At 45.3% G+C, this 17,877-nt stretch carries 16 protein-coding genes; 5 read left to right on the top strand and 11 right to left on the bottom strand.

From position 1 onward, the window contains the following. Nucleotides 1-448: 448 nt before the first annotated feature. The 4 genes from KI742_RS03855 to KI742_RS03840 all read left to right on the top strand — a co-directional run bounded on the left by KI742_RS03855 (nt 449) and on the right by KI742_RS03840 (nt 4,526). The gene (locus tag KI742_RS03855; RefSeq protein WP_005388232.1) at nt 449-1,681 is read left to right on the top strand and encodes an OFA family MFS transporter; all 1,233 of its coding nucleotides are present in this window, start codon (nt 449-451) and stop codon (nt 1,679-1,681) included. A gap of 67 nt (nt 1,682-1,748) precedes the next feature. After that, nucleotides 1,749-3,362 carry a VRR-NUC domain-containing protein gene (locus KI742_RS03850; protein ID WP_258470477.1) on the top strand — a complete coding sequence of 538 codons (1,614 nt, stop codon included), beginning with the start codon at nt 1,749-1,751 and terminating at the stop codon, nt 3,360-3,362. Nucleotides 3,363-3,527: 165 nt separating this feature from the next. Further along, nucleotides 3,528-4,175, top strand: coding sequence for an AcfA family outer membrane beta-barrel protein (locus KI742_RS03845; RefSeq protein WP_285384825.1), 648 nt, complete (start codon nt 3,528-3,530; stop codon nt 4,173-4,175). A gap of 15 nt (nt 4,176-4,190) precedes the next feature. Next, on the top strand, nt 4,191-4,526 hold the full coding sequence (locus tag KI742_RS03840; protein ID WP_167416069.1) for a YgiW/YdeI family stress tolerance OB fold protein: 336 nt from the start codon (nt 4,191-4,193) through the stop codon (nt 4,524-4,526). Between the two features lie 81 nt (nt 4,527-4,607). Here KI742_RS03840 and yegS read toward each other — a convergent pair whose 3' ends face one another. From yegS to KI742_RS03785, 11 genes are all read right to left on the bottom strand, one after another. Further along, on the bottom strand, nt 4,608-5,510 hold the full coding sequence (gene yegS, locus KI742_RS03835) for a lipid kinase YegS (RefSeq protein ID WP_167416070.1): 903 nt from the start codon (nt 5,508-5,510) through the stop codon (nt 4,608-4,610). Between the two features lie 8 nt (nt 5,511-5,518). After that, on the bottom strand, nt 5,519-6,424 hold the full coding sequence (locus KI742_RS03830) for a LysR family transcriptional regulator (RefSeq protein WP_005376541.1): 906 nt from the start codon (nt 6,422-6,424) through the stop codon (nt 5,519-5,521). A 172-nt stretch (nt 6,425-6,596) separates the two neighbouring features. After that, complete coding sequence (locus tag KI742_RS03825) at nt 6,597-7,022, bottom strand: bifunctional diaminohydroxyphosphoribosylaminopyrimidine deaminase/5-amino-6-(5-phosphoribosylamino)uracil reductase RibD (RefSeq protein ID WP_005376542.1); 426 nt, start codon at nt 7,020-7,022, stop codon at nt 6,597-6,599. A gap of 49 nt (nt 7,023-7,071) precedes the next feature. Then, nucleotides 7,072-8,373 carry a BatD family protein gene (locus KI742_RS03820; protein ID WP_285384824.1) on the bottom strand — a complete coding sequence of 434 codons (1,302 nt, stop codon included), beginning with the start codon at nt 8,371-8,373 and terminating at the stop codon, nt 7,072-7,074. Next, complete coding sequence (locus tag KI742_RS03815) at nt 8,370-10,100, bottom strand: VWA domain-containing protein (protein WP_213877260.1); 1,731 nt, start codon at nt 10,098-10,100, stop codon at nt 8,370-8,372. The genes KI742_RS03820 and KI742_RS03815 overlap by 4 nt, the downstream gene beginning before the upstream one ends. Further along, entirely contained in the window at nt 10,093-11,163 is a 1,071-nt protein-coding gene (locus KI742_RS03810; RefSeq protein WP_285384823.1) for a VWA domain-containing protein, read from the bottom strand. The genes KI742_RS03815 and KI742_RS03810 overlap by 8 nt, the downstream gene beginning before the upstream one ends. Beyond that, nucleotides 11,156-11,734, bottom strand: coding sequence for a DUF4381 domain-containing protein (locus KI742_RS03805; RefSeq protein ID WP_017635361.1), 579 nt, complete (start codon nt 11,732-11,734; stop codon nt 11,156-11,158). The genes KI742_RS03810 and KI742_RS03805 overlap by 8 nt, the downstream gene beginning before the upstream one ends. Beyond that, the gene (locus tag KI742_RS03800) at nt 11,735-12,697 is read right to left on the bottom strand and encodes a DUF58 domain-containing protein (RefSeq protein ID WP_248486384.1); all 963 of its coding nucleotides are present in this window, start codon (nt 12,695-12,697) and stop codon (nt 11,735-11,737) included. 12 nt (nt 12,698-12,709) lie between these two features. Next, nucleotides 12,710-13,693, bottom strand: a complete 984-nt coding sequence (locus KI742_RS03795; RefSeq protein ID WP_005376549.1) for a MoxR family ATPase — start codon at nt 13,691-13,693, stop codon at nt 12,710-12,712. Nucleotides 13,694-13,778: 85 nt separating this feature from the next. Then, nucleotides 13,779-15,080, bottom strand: a complete 1,302-nt coding sequence (locus KI742_RS03790) for an anaerobic sulfatase maturase (protein WP_285384821.1) — start codon at nt 15,078-15,080, stop codon at nt 13,779-13,781. A 106-nt stretch (nt 15,081-15,186) separates the two neighbouring features. Continuing rightward, nucleotides 15,187-16,713, bottom strand: coding sequence for an arylsulfatase (locus tag KI742_RS03785; protein WP_017635363.1), 1,527 nt, complete (start codon nt 16,711-16,713; stop codon nt 15,187-15,189). A gap of 140 nt (nt 16,714-16,853) precedes the next feature. Here KI742_RS03785 and KI742_RS03780 point away from each other — a divergent pair, with 140 nt between their 5' ends. Then, entirely contained in the window at nt 16,854-17,711 is an 858-nt protein-coding gene (locus KI742_RS03780; protein ID WP_025767859.1) for a LysR family transcriptional regulator, read from the top strand. Nucleotides 17,712-17,877 lie beyond the last annotated feature (166 nt).

Genomic DNA, 17,877 nt, shown 5'->3' with positions numbered 1-17,877 from the left:
CAGCTTCAATTATTACAAAAGGTTAACAATTAAAAATTAAGAAACCCTTTGCATCTGATACTTACGACCGTCAGATGATAAATTCGCCATTTTTGTTACAGATGGTTAACATGGAAACATTTTGAAATTTTTTATTTGAAATGTGAACTGTGCACTCAACAGCGTAAAACCTCTCTGTCTTGACTCATCATTCGTTATTAGCGAACAAAAAATATCACTTTTTTACAACGTTCTTACTACATACAAAACCATGAATTCACATCCACTTTTAATGTTGCAAATTATTTTATCAGTAACCGTAAAAAGAGATTCCAATCACATATTTATTGGTTATAATCCGCGCTCATTGCGTTAAACGTTGAAAAACGCAAACTAATTTTGAGAAAAAACATCTTTAAACCAACCTTCTTTGCGGCATTGCCAATAAGAGGAAAAACTGAGAATAAAAATGAGCAAGATTGATAAAGCTATGCGCATCCTGTTAGCAGGGTTCTGTATCAACCTTTGTCTTGGCATCCTGTATGCTTGGAGTGTATTCAACAAGGCACTGGTAACTGAATCAGGCTGGAGTGCTGCAGAAGCTTCTGCACCTTACGCAACTGCAACCATCACTTTCTCTATCTGTCTTCTTATTGCAGGTATTCTTCAAGACCGCATGGGCCCTCGAATGATCCTTATCCTAGGTACTGTTCTTACAGGTCTGGGCATGATCGCTTCTGGCTTTGTGAACTCTCCACTCATGCTGAACATTACATTCGGCGTGATCACTGGTGCAGGTATCGGTTTTGGTTACGCATGCCTATCACCTTCTGCGATGAAGTGGTTCCACGCTTCGAAGAAAGGTATGGTTAACGGCATTATTGCGGCAGGTTTTGGTCTAGCGGCTATTTACCTTGCGCCAGTAACTTCTGCGCTAATAGACAGCATGGGCATTCAAACTAGCTTTATGGTTCTTGGTGTTGGTATCCTAGCGATTGCAGTTCCTCTTGCAGCAACCATCAACAACCCACCAGCAGACTACACACCTGCGGAGCCTAAAGTAAAAGAAGGCCAAGCACCTAAAGCGGTGAAAAAGTCAGATGACTTAACTTGGAAAGCAATGTTGAAAACGCCACAGTTCTACTCTCTATGGATCATGTACGCGTTTGCAGCTTCTGTTGGTCTAATGATCATTGGTAACATCACGACAATCGCAAGCGTTCAAGCAAACTTGCCAAACGCGGTTTACCTAGCGTCTATTCTTGCTGTATTTAACTCTGGCGGTCGTGTTGCCGCGGGTATGCTTGCAGATAAAATCGGCGGTGTTCGTACGCTTCTACTCGCGTTCGTTCTACAAGGCGTAAACATGGTGCTGTTCGCGACGTTCGACTCTGAGTTTACACTGATCATCGGTACAGCAATCGCAGCGGTAGGTTACGGCACACTTCTAGCGGTATTCCCTACTCTAACGGCTGAGTTCTACGGTCTGAAAAACTACGGCACTAACTACGGCGTGCTTTACACAGCATGGGGTATCGGTGGTGCAATCGGCGCAGCGGTTGTTGGTTTCTCGATGACAAATGGCGACGGCTACACCTTGGCTTACACAATTTCTTCAGCAATGATGGCAGTATGTATCGTACTAGCGTTCATCACTAAGCCATTGTCTGAAGCGAAAGTAGCACAGCTAAAAAACGCATAATTGCGAATTGATTTGATAGCGAAAAGGCTTAACCTATGGGTTAAGCCTTTTTTGTTATCGGTCGTTTATGGAAAGCCCTATCGAACTTGCACCAGACTACTATCTAGAGAACTTCTTCAAGCTGACTCATCACGCAATAACTTGGTACAGCGATTTACTGACCAAGGAAGAACACGCATGGCTTTGCTCGTTTGATTCTTTGAGCAAACACGCCCAGTGCCTTTTGGTGCGTTTATACAGCCGAAAGGGATGTTGGTTTCGAAGTGATAAGCTGAGTTATCAAGAAATACCTTCTATCAATGAAGCACTGGCAGAATTGAGTCAGCATGAGTTTGTAGCCCTTTCCCCACCCCTTTCTCATCAAGAGTTAGCGGCTAATTTACTGACCAAACCAGAAATCTCCGCGCTTTATCCCGAACTGCCGAAATCACTCAAGAAAGACGCCCTTGTCGAACATTTGAGTAATACGGAATTTGATCGTATAGAGCGGCTTGAGTTTACGATCGTCAAACTCAATTCTGCTCATATGATCGACGTGTTACTCACTCTGTTTTTTGCCAACACCCATCAAGACTTAAGTCAGTTTGTGCTTGATGACTTAGGTTTGCATCAGTTCGATCAATATCAATTGAGTAAAGTGCGCCGTTTCTTTGATTCACGTGAGCAAATAGACCGCTTAATTGAACTGAGCCAGTTGGCCAACCTGTACTGGCAATTTGACCGAAAAGACAAAGCCAATCTCGACTTATTAATTGAGGCAATGCCTCAGCCCGTTAAACACCGTTACGTAGATCGTAAACGCGAGCACATGTTGAATGACATAGCACGTGATTACGAACGGCTTAATGATCTAGAGACCGCCCTATCTCTATTTGGCCAAACTCAACTCACACCGAGCCGAGAACGACGCGCACGTATCTATGACAAATTAAACCATGATGATTTATTTTGTGACATTGTCACAGATATGCTTAACTCACCGATCGATGTGTCTGAGCTCGAAGTTGCACAAAAACTTGAGCAACGGTTAAAACGAAAACAAGGCGAGAAAGTGCCAAGAGTGACGAAGCCAACCTGTACGGAATACTGCCTTGAACTGGATTTATCTCAACAGAGAGTCGAACTCGCCAGCAAAGCGTATTTTGAGTCCTTAGGCTGGACTGTATTTTACGCCGAAAATGCACTGCTTAATGCATTACTTGGTCTCACTTTTTGGGATGCGATTTTTGCTCCTATTGAAGGGGCATTCATTAACGCTTATCAACACCGTCCTTTAGATTTATATCACTCGGATTTTGTTACCAAGCGCCAAGCTTTGATAGACACCGCTTTTGCCGAACTAGAAGCGGGCAACACCCAGATGTTATTGACAAAATACGATGAGAAGTTTGGCATCAGTAATCCATTTGTACATTGGAATTTAATAAGTAAAGAGCTACTCGAAACAGCACTCAACACTATCCCAACCAATATGCTGATGGCGCTGTTCAAAATACAATTGAGCGACCTTAAGCTTTACCGTAATGGGATGCCGGATCTCATTGCTTTTAAAGAAAACGAGTTCGAGTGGATTGAAGTGAAAGGCCCTGGCGATAAACTCCAGGATAACCAATGGCGTTGGATCAAAGAGTTTACTCGCCTTAATGTCCCGTTTGCGGTGTGTTACGTCGCAGCAACTTAACTTACTCTATATAAAGAGCTTGGTGTTTGTTCACTCAAACCGCCCCTCGGTTATCGCCCCTTGCTCTTTTTTCTAAACATTTTTTCGTTTCTTCACGATCGCTTCACGCTTCTTCACACAAAATGCGCTTCTACTCACTAAGTTGATTTGAAGAGGCAAAATAAAATGAACAAAACACTTCTTGCGTTACTTGTTACCTGCTCAGTTTCGGTATCTGCGGCTCCTTATGTAGGTCTGGAATATGGACTAGGCACCACTGACCATGATTTGGAACCTCACTTTTCAACTGACAACGTAACACTCAACCCTGAGCTTGAAGACGGTATTTTCTCAGGCTTTGTCGGTTACGCATTTAATGACAACTGGGCATTGGAACTAGGTTACAGCCAGTTTGACCTTGATGATAGTCGTTCAAAAAACCTAGGTATCAAGTCAATCGATGGCAAAGATTACCATCATGAAATGGATTGGGATGCGTCAATCAAAGCCAAGCAAGTGTCGTTGGCTCCGGTGTTTAACTATGCATTAAATGATAAATGGACAACAAAATTCAAAGCGGGTCTAACGTACACGGAATACAACGCCAAGGTTTCTAAACATCAAGAATACGAACTTGTCACGAACGACGATGTGGAAATGACCAACACGCTTTTCCATAGCGCGGAGAAAAACAACGAGCTAGGCACAATGTTCTCAGTGGGTGCGGAACACAGAATTTTCCCGCAGCTCACCATAGGTGTAAACGCAAAATATCAACTAGACCGATACGCGAACACTGCATCCTTTAACGTAGGCACAACTTATTACTTCTAATATCAGGAGAGGATAATGAAAAGAGTATTGTTAACATCCATGCTTGCCCTACTTTCAAGCTCGGCTTTCGCCGCGTTTAATGGTCCAGAAGTCAGTGCAATCAATACGGTGAAAGAGGCGCGCAACGCAACCGACGACAGCGCTGTAGTGCTAACCGGGCATATTGTTCAATCATTTGGTAACGAGACTTACTTGTTCAAAGACAACACTGGTGAAATCGAAGTAGAGATCGACAACGAAGATTGGATGGGTCAAGAAGTGACACCAAAAGATACCGTAATTATTCGAGGAGAGGTTGACTCAGATTGGACAACTACGCAGATAGACGTTGAGACCATTCAAAAACGTTAAGAGGTTGACTGATACCTCAACACAAGCAACACAGCCACATTTTAGTGGCTGTGTTAAGCAATAATCATGGAAAACGCTCGTTTAGCTAGTCAAGCAAGGGCAATCTTGCGGTACGACTAATCGTATACTCTTAGGCTGAACATCAAATCTAATGGTTCTCGAATGATAAGGTTCTCCATCTAAATTAAGAGGCAATGGATTCGGAAAATCTATCTCCAACCAGCTTGCTTTAGTGTACTTCACAAACTCTCCTTTCTCACTCGGGTTATTGATCTCGTCGATTACTTTCGGCAGCTCATGAGGTAAAAATGGGCGCACCAATGTTAGATCCATCATCCCATCATTAATCATCGCTTTTGGAGCTAACTCTTGCCCACCTCCAGCAAGGCGCCCATTACAAAACGCACCGAGCAACATTTCTCCCTGATACGCGCCACCTTCAATCGTTATTGTTCCGTCATATGGTTTAAAGCCAAGTGCTTTTACAACACCAGTTAACGTGTAAGCTCCACCGCCAAGAAAGTTTTTGAGTTCAACAGGCGTTTCTGCTGTAACTTCTGCACCAAACCCTGCTGTTGCCACGTTAATAAAGCAGCGATCGTTCGCTTTGACGCAATCGACCAAAGCGGACTGCCCCTCAACAGCAAGAGATAAAGACGCCTTAATGGAATTAGGTACTTGAATAGCGGTAGCAAAGTCATTGGCGGTACCAAGGGGAATAATGGCTAACTCAGGGCGTTTTTCTTCGTCAATTTGAATAACCGCAGAAGCCGCCTCATTGACGGTCCCATCGCCACCAGCGACAACAATACGTTCAATGCCTTCATCAACCGCTTCTTTCACTAGCCGCGGCATGTCTTGAGATTCCCACGTCACACGCACCTGCACGTCGATGCCTTTGTCTCTCATTTTCATGATTGCATCTCTTAACTCTGGATTCCCAGCTTTTTTTCCGTTAAGGATGGCACGTATTGTCTTTTTCATTGCACTTCCTATTGGTTGATGACTTTTCCTGCTTGCTTAATCTGTGAACGCAACCACTGATGGGCGCTGTCGTTTGTGCGACTAGGATGCCAGATTGTGCAAAGCTCATACATTTGTTCATCAAATGGCATTGATAAAGATTTAACATGATAGGTGTTATTGAACAAGTTGATCATCGACTCTGGCATTAAACCAATGTATTCACTACCACAAATAATTGGGAGCATTTCTAGTACGCCTGAGGCTCGATACTTAATCTTTCTCTTATCCAAGTCGACAATGTCATCGGCGTTTAACAAGCTCTTACGACTCTGCCACTGCGAAACCACTACGTGTTCTTCTTCAAAAAATTGTTCAGCCGTAATCTCGTCATTCAGGCGTGGATGCGCTTCGCTACATACCACCACCAAACGCTCGGTAAGTACAGTTTCCAGTTTTAGCACCGTTCTTGCTCTTGGTGTGATATCAATGATCAAATCGTATCGTTGTAACCTCAGATCACTTTCAAAATCTTCCGTAAAAAGCGGATGTACTTCTAATGCAACATTTGGCGCCGACACACGGATTTGTTTCATGACTTGAGGTAGCAACTCAAAGCTTGCAACGGACACACAGGCAATAGAAAACACTCTATTCGACACTTTAGGGTCAAACTCACTAGAGGCCGATAATGTCGAAGTGAAATTTTGTACTGAAGCTAGAAGAGCAGGATAAATATCCATCGCAAACGAGGTAGGCTCGACACCTTTAACGCAACGATGAAACAATGGGTCATCATAGATATCACGTAGCCTTGCTAGCGCTTTACTCACCGCAGGCTGGGTGATGTTTAAACGCGCCGCCGCCCGAGACAAGTTACGCTCTTCATAGATGGCAGTGAAAATGGGAATAAGATTAAGGTCGGTCGGTTTCATGCTATTAAATTTTTCAAAAGTCACTTTCTCTATTTTAATCTAACAGCATGATCCTTCACGTAGCCAAGTGCAATAAATGGGCGGTATCGCTTGTTTTAATGAGTTTTAACTCAATTTTGACGCACTTCATTCACCACATAAACTGGCACCATAGTGCAACGTAAAGCTTGACTTAGGCTTTGCCTAGGTAAGGGGTAAGAAACTCGCTGACTTCCTCGCCGCACAAACCCGTTTCTACCTCTATACCTGCTTGTTTTAGAATCTCGATACCTCGACCACTGTTGCGCGGGTCGGGGTCCAATATGGCTACGACGACTTTGCTTATGCCGGATTTGACTAATGTCACCGCGCAAGCTGGCGTGCGACCAACAAACGAACACGGTTCCAGCGTAACGTATGCCGTCACCGATTCTAACGAGCCTTGATACGCATTCAGCGCTTCCACTTCCGCGTGATTGCCACCAATCGCTTGAGTATGACCTTCAGAAACGATTTGATTGTCTTTCACTAACACGCAGCCAACCGGCGGGTTGGGTTGACATTCAGGAAGCGCATTTTTGGACACTTCCAATGCGCGGCGCATAAACTCTTGGCTCATTTGAACTCTATTCTCTAATAAAAACGAGGCGCTATATTAGCGCCCCGTTTTATTCATTGCCATCTCTTCCAATGACTTTGTCCAGTTCTGGTAACGCTCGCGGAATACGGAATTTAAAGCGTTTTTGTTTGGTCTGGACTTTGCGCCACATCGACTTCAGTAAATGAGCGCTATTTTCACCATTTTGCATTCGCGACGCACTTTTTTGCCACGATTCACTCGTATCGGCTTTGGTCATTTCTAGCTCGGCCGTATTTAAACGCAATTGTTTGTACAATATGGTCCTTGCTTCAGACCAACGTTTAGCCTTTAACAAACGGTGGAACGTCAACCATGCTGGTGTCGGTCTGTTGCGGTAGTAACGTTTAATGGCTACCAATGAAATAATCACAAAACCCAGCAACACAAGCGTGGAAACAATCCATGCAAAGTACGTTCTGATGAAGGACTTCAACGTGTGCTTCGCGGCAAAAGTTTTGCCCTCTAACATCACCGTTTCCACTTGCTGAGTCTTACTGTTCCACCAACGAAACTCATAATCAGGCAGGGTTAATTCACCACCTTGTTGAATCACGTACACGCTCTCTTCTGTGCGTGTTGACTGGTAATCACCACGTGTTTGCGTATCTGTCAAACGGTGGGGTTGAGGATACGCTTGATAACGGGTTGTTGATTCTCCTTTCAACAAGTCTGGTAGCAATACAGATAGTGAATCTTGAGCCGAAATGGTGATTTTACGCGTGATTGCATCCCCAACTGTGAGTGACTCAGTGGAGGTATCCCACTCTTGCTTTACCTCTACATCTGTTGCAGAAAACCAAGGTGTCTCACCACTCAGCAGGCCCGATGGCAAGACAGTTTTGAACTTAATCGGCTGCGTGTAAAGTGTGCCTGACACCTTCTCGCCGTCCGGCGCAGACACCTGAACGCCCACTGCGACAGGTGGAATCACAAAATCACCAGAAGCTTGAGGATACAAAGTCACTTCCCATCGTTGACGCGACCAAGTTTGTCCCTCTTTTTGCTCAGTAAAGTTGGTTGCTAGTTGATTACGCTGTTTGGCGATAACATTGGGCATTTCAATATTGCCAATTCTCGTACCACCCGTAAACCAACGCGGCGTTGCCACTTCGATGGTTAAAATAACTTGCTCATTGACGCTAAAACTTGGTGTTTTACGCTTCTCTCCAGCCGTTGGTTGTTGACCAACCCACGCTTGTAACTCTACACCATGCTCTCGTTGAACGTCACGAATATCTTGAGCTAACACACTACTGCTCTGGAGGAAACCGAAACAGATAACTAACCACAAGGGTAAAGCAAAGTGCGTAAAACGGTGGCTTTTCATCATTGCACCGCCTCCTCTGTATTTTCGTTCGCAGTAGAGGTTGATTCTCCGGTTTCTATTGAACGCAATTGAATCTGAAACTTCGCATTTAAGAAGTATTTAGGATCCGCTTCGACTCGCTTTAACCATTTGTCGGCTAATTCTTGGCTACCTAAGATGTCGTCTGCACTTAACGTCTCTTTAATCATCAACTCCGCTGACGTTTTTTCATCCGCCCCTTCTGCGGTTTGAGGGTTATCGCCTAGCTCGGTTGATGCTTCTTGCTCCGTTCCTGCCTGACTCTCACTCATCCGGTTGATGTCCTCTACAATACCACCAATCACTTTCAAGTTATGCTCAACATCCGGTCTTAGCCTCTCGCTTAACGTTGGCTTGTTGGCTAGGGATTTTAACAAGTCACGTGCAGCCAAATATTCACGCTGACGCGCCAATGCACTCGCCGCATTATAAAGACCGTAATCTCGAACCTCTTCGGACGGGTCGTTTTGCATTTCCAAAAACGCACTGTGGGCGAGTTCAAACTCGCTAGCGTAGTAGTACGCCGTCCCTTTGCGTAATGGATCGACAAAGTGTTTTGCAGCTTCTAAATACGCTTGTTGGTTGAACAAACGCTGTCCTTGTTGGTCTGGCGTCAGCCACAAATCCCACCACCATTGCGCCACCTTGTCGAAAGCCGTCACTTTTTGCACAACTTGTGGCTGCTCGGCTTTAACAGAAATGTTCTCCGCCATTGCACTGGTCGGCATCAACAGTGTACCGCTCACCATCGCAATCACACACCATTGCACTAACCACCCTTTTCTAAACCACAGCATCATGATCAGCGCGATTGGGAACAGAAGTTGATACCCCATGTCTTTCCAAGGCATTGAAGATTCGCCATTAAGCTGCATATTGCGCTCAACGTATCGATTCAGTTGCTCGATATCACTATTATCGACGGTCACTTCCACCAATCGACCGTTAGCCTGACTAGCCAGTTCTTGTAGAGAATCCAAATCCATTGGGTTGTTACTCACAATGTCAGCATTCCCTGCCGCAAGAATTAACAGTTGATAAGATTTGCCCGAGAAATACGCTTGGTATTGCTCAATCGTGGCTGGATTAACGCCATCACTCACCAACAGAACGGTAGAGCCTGGTTGACCTTGCAATTGTTGGTCAATTAACGGCAAGGCTTTTTCGGCAAGCTTACCTTGCACGGGCATAATTTCTGGCGTAATGGCCGCCAAAAACGGGTCAAATACTTTACTGTCTTGAGTTATAGGCATCGCGACATGAGCACTGCCCGCAAACACGACTAACCCCGTTTTTCCGCCTTTTCGCACGGCTAGCAAATCGCGTATTTTCTGTTTGGAACGCTCAAGGCGGCTTGGTGGGAGATCTTTTTGCAGCATCGATTCGCTGTTATCAAGCACCACCAGCAGAGAGGCTTTATCTTCGCCAAAGGGGGAAGATTCACGTTGCCACGTTGGGCCTGCACAAATCACAATGGCGATGAACACAATCAGCATCAAGAGCTTAAGCGGCAGTTGCTTACGCCAACCTCGCTCACCTATCGTCAAAGCATTGCGTAAATGTTCGGGCAGAATATCCTTCCAGCTTGGCTTGCTTTCTTCTCGCCAGCGTAACCACACCAAGAAAAACATGGGGACCAAAGCCAGTAACCACAGTGGTCGAATAAAATGAAACTGCGTAAAGAATTGCGTCCAACTAAGAGAATCAAACATCGCTCTCTCCTAATGATGATCGTGTAACAGCCCTTCTTTTGAGTGTTGCGACGCTGAACGCGAGCAAATGCATGATGACCACTAACGCCATCAAGTAATGATGAAGGCTTTGTTTTGGGCGGTATGTGGTGCTTTCGTAAAGTTGAGGTTCCAGTTTGCCAATTTCGTCGTAGGCAGCCGATAGTTCATCACGGTTGAGTGCTTCAAACGCTTCACCGCCGGATTCTTTCGCAATGCGATGAATCGTGTCCATATCCAACGCGGTTTCACCTATCGTTTCCGGATCGCCCATCGCAATGACGTGTACTCTCACGCCTTTGGCTTTCGCAACTTTCGCCGCATCAATCGGTTCAACAAAACTGCCCGTGTCGTTACCATCGGTTAATACAATCGCGACTTTTTCACGGTTTTGGTCTTGTTCTAAAGCACCACGCGACTTATCGCTTTGCTCAAAAACTTTAATCGCTAAGCCAATCGCATCACCAAGATGGGTACTCTGCCCTGCCATTGCCACATCGGTTTGGTTAAGCAGTTCGAGCCACACTTTTTGGTCTGCGGTAAATGGCGTTTGCACGAAAGCAGCATCACCAAAAAGCACCAAGCCTAATCGGTCACCTTTACGAGACTGAACAAACTCCGACAGCACTTCTTTTACCGCATCAAGACGAGAAATTTTTTCGCCTGTACGTGAGGTGAAATCTGGCTCGGCCATGGAGCCCGAAAGATCCACCACCACCATCACATCGCGGCCTAAACTCTCGCGAACTTGAGGCTCGCCTAACACGGTGGGTTTTGCCATCGCACACACCACCAAAAGCCATGAGAGAATTAACGTTGCTCGTTGCCACCAACTCGGGGTCAACTGGCTTGCACCTTCTGATGGCGTCTCGCCAATCGCTTCCACCAGCTGACTAAAAAACGGCACTTTGATCGCCATTTGCTTAGTGCGATATGCGGGCACCAAGTAGTACACCACCAACGGCAAGGGCAAAACCAGAAACCACATTGGGTGAGCAAATTCAAAACCAGACAAACCAGTTATCGATGCAAGAAGATCATTCATGTTGACCTCCCTGATGTGCTTTGCGTTTCAATCGTGGTGATTTATTTGCCGCGCTTTTTTGAGCATCACAACGGTGCTCACTCACCCAGTTTTTCGCACGAGCAATAAGCGTTACTCGCTCTTCGTTGGTTAGCGTAACGCTTGGGTCAACAATACTTTGTAGCCAGCACTTTGAAAGCTCATCGTTAAAAACCATTTGCGAGTTTGCTTGAGAGTCTCTGGTTTGCGGATACAGCGCATCGAGCTTGCGCAGAAAGGCGGTATCAAACAATTTCGCGTTGCGGCTATCAATATGAATCAGCACTATTTTAAGCACAGAGAACAATACTTTTGGCATGTCTTTGTCGCTCGGGTTGATTTGCGAAATCGCCAGTAGTGCTTCTTTTCGGTAACGATTATGCCACCATTGCCGAGCCAAGCGATATGCGAAATATACCAATGCAATGAACGCAACCGCCGCTAAAATTTTCCAGCCAATAGTTTGCGGGTACCAACTCACGCTAGATGGTACGGCCACATCATGCAGCTCTCTGAGTATGTAGGTACTTGGAGGCGTAGGAAGATCACTCATTTAACGCCCTCCTACCAGTTTTTGGAATTGTTTAATGTGCTCACCTGTCGTATCGAGTTCGATGTGCGGAAGGTGTTTCATCGCCATAAGTTGAGAGAGTGATTGACGCTGTAAGCTAGTTCGAGCCTCAAGCTTTGCGCTCGCAGCTTCTACCTTTGCTTTGCTGTCTAAATTGAGTTGATACTGCCCATCACCAACCACCCATTTCGATTTTGCCAAATCGTCTGGTAGCGCTTGTTCTAATGGGTCACTGACCATCACTGCAAGAACATCGTTGTGCTGTTGTAGCTGTTTAAGGTGATCAAGGTGGTGCTCCTCGCAGTCGCTCCAGTCGCTGATAAAAATCAAAGTGGATTGCTTGGGCTTCATGCGTTTAATAAGCTCAATCCATTGACTGAACGTTACTTTTTCGGAATTGCAGGAGTCCACATTGAGCGATTGATTGGCTTTAGCGAGACGTTTAAGTTGCGCCAGAAGATCGTTTTGCGAACGCTGTGCCTTGCTGTGAAACAACGCCTGCGGGGATGCGATGACAAAACCGACTCGGTCGCCATCTTTTAATACTCGCCACCCACACATCGCTGCGATCTCTGCCGCGACAACTGATTTCATTACTTGCGTCGAAGCAAAAAACATTGTGCTTCTCTGGTCGACACACACGATTACGTTGCGATCTTTTTCTTCTGTATAGCTGCGCACGTGCGGCTTACCTGTACGCATCGTAACTTTCCAATCAAGGTTACGAATATCGTCACCCAATTGGTAATGGCGCAGCTCTTCGAAGTTCAATCCACGACCGCGAAACAACGAATTGTGTCGGCCAGAGAGTACGCTACCCGCTTTTAGATGAGGAAGTAAACTGAATGATTCTGCTTGTGCTTGCAGACGTACTAAACGAGCATAATCGCAGTACAAACGGGGATCCATCCCCTGTGATTTTGGCGCAAGAGTTGGCTTAGCCATAATGCCTCCCACTTACCCAATTTCTACACAATCTAGCAGCTCTTGTACGACTCGTTGATGATCGACCCCATCTGCCAGTGCATCGTAGGTCAAAGAAAAACGGTGGCCCAATACAGACGGAACCATGGCACGCACATCGTCAGGAGTAACGTGGTCACGTCCTTGCATCCACGCATACGCACGAGCGCATTTGTCGAGTGCGATAGAAGCACGAGGACTAGAGCCAATCTCAATCCATTTTGCTAAGTTTGAATCAGCATAACGCTCTGGCTTACGAGTCGCCATCACTAACGCAACGATGTAGTTTTCCACTAGGTCTGATACCACGATGTTTGGTAACTGACGGCGCGCTTCTAGCACCACGTCTGGCTCGATGTGTTTTGGCGTAATAATTTCGCTGCTGGTTTCCGCACCCAATTCTTCACTGCGCACCAAACGAATGATGTCACGTTCTGCGTCATCTTCTGGATAATCGACGGTAACCTTCATGATAAAGCGGTCCATTTGCGCTTCTGGCAGTGGGTACGTGCCCTCTTGCTCTACTGGGTTTTGCGTTGCAAGCACCATAAATAAGTCTGGCAATACGTGAGTTTTATCGCCTACTGTGATTGTGCCTTCGGCCATGGCTTCAAGCAGTGCCGCTTGTACTTTGGCAGGTGCACGGTTGACCTCATCAGCAAGTACAATGCTGTTAAAAATGGGCCCAGGTTGAAAGTGGAGTTGCGGCTTACCATCCAGCTCTTGATAAACCTCAGTACCCGTCACGTCAGATGGTAAAAGATCCGGCGTAAACTGGATTCGACCAAAACTGGTGTTTAACAAGTTCGCCAACGATTTTACGGAACGTGTTTTTGCCGTTCCCGGTAAACCTTCTAGCAGAATATGCCCATTTGTTAATAACCCGATGACTAAAGCTCGAACCACGTGGCTTTGTCCAATGACGCTTTTTTCTGTTTGTTCGATGAGTTCTTTTATCGCTTGTTGTGCGTGGTTCATAGGATACCTTTTCAATGGTTTAAGCCGTCTTTTCGATAGTTAAGTATAAGAACAAATGAAATAACTTAAGGTTATATTCACTATGTTATCTTTGCGGTTCTTGAGATTGGAGAAGTTGTGCAAGACCAACCAACATCGGTAACGCATAATCAAAGAACATTTTGATTCCCGAACACAAATAGTTTAGACCACTCTCACCATTCGGCGTTTTGATCAAACGGTTTTTTGGGCACTCACCCCAACAATAAGGCAAGTAAGGGCATTGCTTACAATACGTCGGCAATGAATCGCGTTTTGCCATGCCAAAAGTATATTGTCTTGTAGAGAAGGCCATTTCATTCAGTGAGTGTTCATGAATGTTGGCGAGTTTGTATTCTGGATACACATAGTGGTCGCAACTGAACACGTCGCCATTGTGCTCAATCGCCAACCCTTTGCCACAAAACTCCGCCGTCACGCAAAGCTGAGACGGTTTCCCCATTACTTGCGCCACCGCGGTTTCAAACAGATTAACCAGCACACGGCCAAGATCGTTATTCACCCACTCTTCAAAGGTCGCCATTAAAAAGCGTCCCCAGTCTTCAGGATCGACTGACCAATCCGTTACAATCGACATTGGATGCCCCGGTTTAGCCAGATCACTGCCTTTGGTTGGGATCATCTGTTCGTTCCAAAACTGCGGCGCGGTTGTTTGGAAGTTGTTGGCTTCTACCACCGGCGCAAACTGAATATAAGTCACACCCAATTCTTGGGTTAAAAATCGATATACTTCGAGCGGGTATTTCGCATTGTGACGATTCACCGTGACCAACGCGTTGAATTTCACGCCATGCGCTTTGAGCTTATCTACCGCTTTCATCACGAGATCAAACGTTGGCTTACCGCTGCGGGCTTTGCGATATTTGTCGTGCAGCTCTCGTGGTCCATCAATCGACAAGCCAACTAGGAAGTTGTGCTCTTTTAAAAACGCACACCACTCATCGTTTAGCAAAATGCCGTTGGTCTGAAGGTCGTTTTCAATGCGAACGCCTTTCGGCTGATATTTCTTTTGCAAAGCTACGACATTGCGGAAATAGTCCAACCCAAGCAGCGTCGGTTCCCCGCCCTGCCATGAGAATACAATTTCTTCGCCATCCTGACTTTCGATATAGCTTTTCACGAACGCTTCCAGTGTTGCGTCGTCCATTTTTGGCTGCTTTTCTTGGTGCAGTAGATTTTCTTTATGCAGATAAAAGCAGTACTGACAATCGATGTTGCACTTTGCTCCGCCTGGCTTTGCCATCACATGGAATCGACGGTCATACGCGCCCAGAACAGGCGCTTTAGACGCCGTTTTAAGAGGAACAATAGGCATAGTAGTAGAATGGCGAGGGGAAATCTTACTCATACGTTTCTCACTATTACATATACCCAAATAACCTCGTGAGCGCTGTGCAGCAAAAGTGAAGCTATTTGGGTATATAGCGCTCCAAAAAGCGCTATATAATCTTAATTTACTTAGAAGACTTAGGTACGAACGAACCTGCTTCCATACGAGGAGGGAATTCTTTGAATGTACCCATCACCTCTTTCACTGTATCCATTGCTGGCATCATTAAGAATGAACGCTCGTACATCCAACGAGAATAACCCATGCCTTGATCGCCTCGTTCAAATGGATCAATGCTCAAGTCAAAGATCAGTGGCACACGAAGTTTAGTGAACGGCTTACGCCATACATCCATACCCGTTTCATTCTCTTGAATCATAAAGTGGAACTTGTACTTTCCTTGGCGCAATGCCACAAGATCGCCGTCGTCGCTCCAGTAAACGAACTCATTTCGTGCGGATTTGTCTGACTTACCCGTTAAATATGGCAATTGGTTGTAACCGTCTAGGTGAACTTTGTAGTCCATATCACCAACTTTTTTGCCTTTTAGTAGTTCGTCTTTAACTTTGGTATCACCTGCCGCAGCAACTAGTGTCGGGAAAAAGTCCTCTAATGACATCATGCCGTTGAATGTTTTACCTGCCTCAATTTTTCCAGGCCATTTAATCAACATTGGCACACGGAAACTCCCTTCCCAGCCAGTGTTTTTCTCTGAGCGGAACGGTGTCATCCCTGCATCCGGCCACAAATCAACCATAGGACCGTTGTCAGTGGTGTAAACAATGATTGTATTGTCATCCACACCTAACTCTTTGATCTTGTTAAGTAGCTGACCGATTTGGTCATCGTGCTGCTTAACACCATCCGCGTAGAAACCGGCACCTGTTTTACCTTGGTATTCTTCAGGAACATGTGTGAAGTTGTGCATGCGAGTGGTGTTAAACCAAGTAAAGAACGGCTTGTCCGCTTTTACTTGTTTTTCTATGAAGCTTTCTGCGGCATCAAGAAACTCACCATCAACATTTTCCATACGCTTACGCGTAAGTGGACCGGTATCTTCGATTTTGCCGTCAGCGTAAGAATGGATAACGCCACGAGGGCCAAATTTCTTCTTGAACTCCGGATCTTTAGGGTAATCCACGTTCTCTGGCTCTTCTTCTGCGTTCAAGTGGTATAGGTTGCCGAAGAATTCATCAAAACCGTGGTTGGTAGGAAGATGCTCGTCTCGGTCACCTAAATGGTTCTTACCAAATTGTCCGGTTGCGTAACCCATTTGCTTAAGCACGGTTGCAATCGTCGGATCTTTTTCCGAGATACCTTCCGGAGCGCCTGGTAAGCCCACTTTTGATAGACCTGTACGTTTTGGCATTTGACCAGTGATGAATGCAGAACGGCCTGCTGTCGAGCTTTGCTGTGCGTAGAAGTTAGTGAACTTCGCACCCTCTTTAGCAATGCTATCGATGTTTGGCGTGTTGTACGCCATCATGCCTTGGTTGTAGGTACTAAGGTTCCAGTAACCAACATCATCACCAAAGATGACAAGAATGTTGGGTTTGTCCGCTGCATGTGCAACTGCAGATGCAGCGCCCAAAGCTAACGTACATGCGTTAAGTACGAGTTTTTTACTGCTCGTTTTGGTCGCATTTTTCATATTATCTCCAAGAGTTCGCTAGTGCGTAGAAATGGTATTCGCTTTTCAATACCATTGTTGATATAAGATAAAGCACTAATTTCAGGCGATAAATGCAGTCAAAATTAGTTAACCTATAAATTAAATTTATGAGTGACGTTATGGACTTGAATTTGATCCAAACTTTTCTTGTTGTTGCGGAGTTTCAATCTTATACAAAAGCCGCGGAACAATTAGGGCTTACACAACCTGCTGTGAGCGCTGCAATAAAGCGTTTAGAGCAAGTCGTAGATAAGCAATTATTCGTTAAAAAAGGACGAGGGATCGCACTAACCTCCACCGCTTATCAATTACTGCCGCAATTCCAGCAAGCGGTTAATATTATTGACAATGCGATATCTGATAAAAATCATTTTGAAGTGTGTTGTTCGGAAATTTTGTTGCACATTATGGACCCGATAAAGAACACTATTTTTTATGAATCACCACCCGAAAAATTCCTATTATTTGAGCTGTTAAGACAACAAAAAGTCGATCTAGTAATCGATACGGTGATCACAAAAGATGCAGCGTTTATTATTGAAGATGCCTATGAGGAAGAAGCCGTGGTTATCTGTCGTGAGAACCATCCCCGTGTACACGGCACGCTCACAAAAGAGCAATTTTATGAGGAAACTCACTGTTTATTTTCAGGAAAATGGAACAACATGTCGGGGTTCGAGCAACTAGCAAAGGAAACTATTCAAGAAAGAAAAGTCGACTTGATCACATCTTCGCTAGCGGGCATGGCGCTGTATGTCGCCCAAAGAGACAGTTTAGGGATCGTGTCTCAATCTTTTGCAAACAAGTGGAGCAAAGCGCTCAAACTTCAAATTTTGCCCTGCCCCATTTCGATACGCTCTATCCCTTACAAGTTCGTCTACCATAAGCGAGAGGTAAACAACCCAGCCCACATCGCTCTACGTGAAAAAATCAAAGCCAACTTAACGGCAGCCCACTACGAACCAATTTGTTTATAACTCTTGTCAATTGAAGCGTTAGGCGTTTTCGTCATCAAGCTTTCTACAAAGCTGAATAGATAGAATTTTACAGATAAAAAAGAGGCTCATTTTAATGAGCCTCTTTCTATATGTGTGTGCCGTCCTAAATAAGGTTGACACTTTCTACCCCCAAAATTGGAGAGTG

It is taken from the genome of Vibrio sp. D417a (assembly GCF_030248595.1).
Lineage (GTDB): Bacteria > Pseudomonadota > Gammaproteobacteria > Enterobacterales > Vibrionaceae > Vibrio > Vibrio alginolyticus.
The sequence above is the reverse complement of the archived record's forward strand: the minus strand, read 5'-3'. Positions and strand labels throughout refer to the sequence as shown.